A 3,310-nucleotide genomic window follows, 5' to 3' on the forward strand; every position below is an offset into this window, starting at 1 on the left:
CGCCTACTCCCTCGCCCCCGCCGCCGCCCGCCTCGGTGAACTCCTCGGCGCCGACGTCGCCTTCGCGACCGACACCGTCGGCGAGTCCGCCGAGGCCACCGTCGCCGGCCTCGCCTCCGGCGGTGTCGCCGTCCTGGAGAACCTCCGCTTCAACGCGGGCGAGACCTCCAAGGACGACGCCGAGCGCGCCGCGTTCGCCGAGCAGCTCGCCGCCCTCGCCGACGCCTACGTCGGTGACGGCTTCGGCGCCGTGCACCGCAAGCACGCCTCCGTGTTCGACCTGCCGAAGCGGCTCCCGCACTACGCCGGCCACCTCATCGCCACCGAGGTCGGCGTCCTGAAGAAGCTCACCGAGGACGTCAAGCGCCCCTACGTCGTCGCCCTCGGCGGCGCCAAGGTCTCCGACAAGCTCGCCGTGATCGACCAGCTCCTCGGCAAGGCCGACCGCCTCCTCATCGGCGGCGGCATGGCCTACACCTTCCTCAAGGCCAAGGGCTACGAGGTCGGCATCTCCCTGCTCCAGGAGGACCAGGTCCCCGTCGTCAAGGAGTACATGGAGCGCGCCGAGAAGAACGGCGTCGAACTGGTCCTGCCCGTCGACGTCCTCGCCGCCACCGAGTTCCCCGACCTGAAGACCAAGGCCCCGGCGACGTACACCACCGTCGACGCCGACGCCATCCCGGCCGACCACGAGGGCCTGGACATCGGCCCGAAGACGCGCGAGCTGTACGCGTCCAAGCTCGCCGACGCCGCCACCGTGTTCTGGAACGGACCCATGGGCGTCTTCGAGCACCCCGACTACGCCGGCGGCACCCGGGCCGTCGCGCAGGCCCTCGTCGACGCGGACGGCTTCACCGTCGTCGGCGGCGGCGACTCGGCCGCGGCCGTGCGCACGCTCGGCTTCGACGAGAGCGCTTTCGGCCACATCTCGACCGGCGGCGGCGCCTCCCTCGAATACCTCGAGGGCAAGACGCTCCCCGGCCTCGCCGCACTGGAGGACTGAACCCCGTATGAGCACCCGTACGCCGCTGATGGCGGGCAACTGGAAGATGAACCTCAACCACCTCGAGGCCATCGCCCACACCCAGAAGCTCGCCTTCGCCCTGGCCGACAAGGACTACGAGGCCGTCGAGGTCGCCGTCCTGCCGCCCTTCACCGACCTGCGCTCCGTGCAGACCCTGGTCGAGCACGACAAGCTCAAGATCAAGTACGGCGCCCAGGACATCTCCGCCCACGACGGCGGCGCCTACACCGGCGAGATCTCCGGCCCCATGCTGGCCAAGCTGAAGTGCACCTACGTCGCCGTCGGCCACTCCGAGCGCCGCCAGTACCACCACGAGACCGACGAGATCGTCAACGCCAAGGTCAAGGCCGCCTTCAAGCACGGCCTGACCCCCATCCTGTGCGTCGGCGAGGAACTGGAGGTCCGCGAGGCGGGCAACCACGTCTCCCACACTCTCGCCCAGGTCGAGGGCGGCCTCAAGGACGTCCCGGCCGAGCAGGCCGCGACCGCCGTGATCGCCTACGAGCCCGTGTGGGCCATCGGCACCGGCAAGGTCTGCGGCGCCGAGGACGCCCAGGAGGTCTGCGCCGCCGTCCGCGGCAAGATCGCCGAGCTGTACTCGCAGGACGTCGCCGACAAGGTCCGCATCCAGTACGGCGGCTCCGTGAAGTCCGGCAACGTCGCCGAGATCATGGCGCAGGCCGACATCGACGGCGCGCTGGTCGGCGGCGCCTCCCTGGACGCCGACGAGTTCGTCAAGATCGTGCGCTTCCGCGATCAGTGACGGTGCCCGTGAGTATGCGGTAACGGCGATTCGTCGTACCCTTGCGGGGTCCAGCGGCATCCGCTGGGCCCCGTCGTCCATCCGAATCCGAGGAAGTTGGTCCAGCCGTGGTTTTGGGGTTCTCGATCGCCCTGATCGTCTTCAGCCTGCTGCTGATGCTGCTGGTGCTGATGCACAAGGGGAAGGGCGGCGGCCTCTCCGACATGTTCGGTGGCGGCATGCAGTCGTCCGTCGGCGGTTCGTCGGTCGCCGAGCGCAACCTCGACCGGATCACCGTCGTGATCGGTCTGCTCTGGTTCGCGTGCATCGTCGTCCTCGGCATCCTGATGAAGTCCAACAACTGACCCGTACATTCACCGCGTAAAGCCCCATGTCCGGTACGCGCCGCACAGCGCGGCCTATCATGGGGCTTGCGTCTGGGTGGGGGGCCTTGTAACTCCTGTCACTGGACGCGCGTTGGGCCTTACGTAGACTGAGGCGCTCGCAGCGAAGCGGAACGCCGACTCGCTTCGCGGCACCATCACGCAGGGAGTTACGACCGTGGCAAGTGGCAACGCGATCCGAGGAAGCCGGGTCGGGGCGGGGCCGATGGGCGAGGCCGAGCGCGGCGAGTCCGCGCCGCGTCTGCGCGTCTCCTTCTGGTGCTCCAACGGGCACGAGACGCAGCCGAGCTTCGCCAGCGACGCGCAGGTTCCCGAGACCTGGGACTGCCCGCGCTGCGGCTTCCCCGCAGGGCAGGACCGGGACAACCCGCCGGACCCGCCGCGCACCGAGCCCTACAAGACGCACCTCGCGTACGTCAGGGAACGGCGCAGCGACGCGGACGGCGAGGCGATCCTCGCCGAGGCGCTCGCCAAGCTGCGGGGCGAGATCTAGAACCGTCACACGGCCGGTGCACCGCTGGGTGCCCGGCCGGAGCCGTATCACGGGCCGGCGTCCCAGCCGTCCCGGCCGCGTTGTCAGTGGTGCCCTCTACGGTGTGTTCATCGGGCGCGACGTGAGGGCGACGCGGCGACGGACCCTGCCCGGCCGCGGCCTTCTTCCGCCCTGTCCGTCGGCGCGCTGACACACGCGCCGACGACGGACGTATCTGTGGTCGACCCGTACGACGACAGCACGCCCGCTCACATCTCCCGCTGATCAACTAGGTTGGGGATCACGCGGGGACAGGTACGAAAGAAGGCTGAAGTCCGAGATGAACCAAGACGGCCGTACCCGGCTCAACGAGACTCCCGAGTGGACCGCGCTGGCCGAGCACCGCGAGCGGCTCGGCCAGGTCCGGCTGCGCGACCTGTTCGCCGCCGACCCCGGCCGCGCCACCGGCTACGCGCTCCAGGTCGGCGACCTGTACATCGACTGGTCCAAGCACCTCATCACCGACGAGACGCTCCGGCTGCTGCGGGAACTGGCCGCCGCCACCGATGTGTTCGGGCTGCGCGACGCGATGTTCCGCGGGGAGCGGATCAACCTCACGGAGGACCGGGCGGTGCTGCACACCGCGCTGCGTGCCCCGCGCGACGCGG

General features: G+C 69.9%; 4 protein-coding genes and 1 pseudogene. All 5 read left to right on the top strand.

Annotated elements, in window-relative coordinates:
- The coding region (locus MTQ10_RS29215; RefSeq protein WP_247473402.1) for a phosphoglycerate kinase at positions 1–1,003 on the top strand (1,003 nt) is incomplete at its 5' end.
- A gap of 7 nt (positions 1,004–1,010) precedes the next feature.
- Entirely contained in the window at positions 1,011–1,787 is a 777-nt protein-coding gene (gene tpiA / locus MTQ10_RS29220; RefSeq protein ID WP_247473403.1) for a triose-phosphate isomerase, read from the top strand.
- Between the two features lie 107 nt (positions 1,788–1,894).
- On the top strand, positions 1,895–2,131 hold the full coding sequence (secG, locus tag MTQ10_RS29225) for a preprotein translocase subunit SecG (RefSeq protein ID WP_247473404.1): 237 nt from the start codon (positions 1,895–1,897) through the stop codon (positions 2,129–2,131).
- A gap of 196 nt (positions 2,132–2,327) precedes the next feature.
- A complete protein-coding gene (locus tag MTQ10_RS29230; RefSeq protein WP_119105043.1) occupies positions 2,328–2,663 on the top strand; it encodes an RNA polymerase-binding protein RbpA in 336 nt (111 codons plus the stop codon).
- Positions 2,664–2,982: 319 nt separating this feature from the next.
- A pseudogene (locus tag MTQ10_RS29235) lies at positions 2,983–3,310 on the top strand (glucose-6-phosphate isomerase); the annotation flags it as partial.

Source organism: Streptomyces sp. XM83C (assembly GCF_023072675.1).
GTDB lineage: Bacteria > Actinomycetota > Actinomycetes > Streptomycetales > Streptomycetaceae > Streptomyces > Streptomyces thermocoprophilus.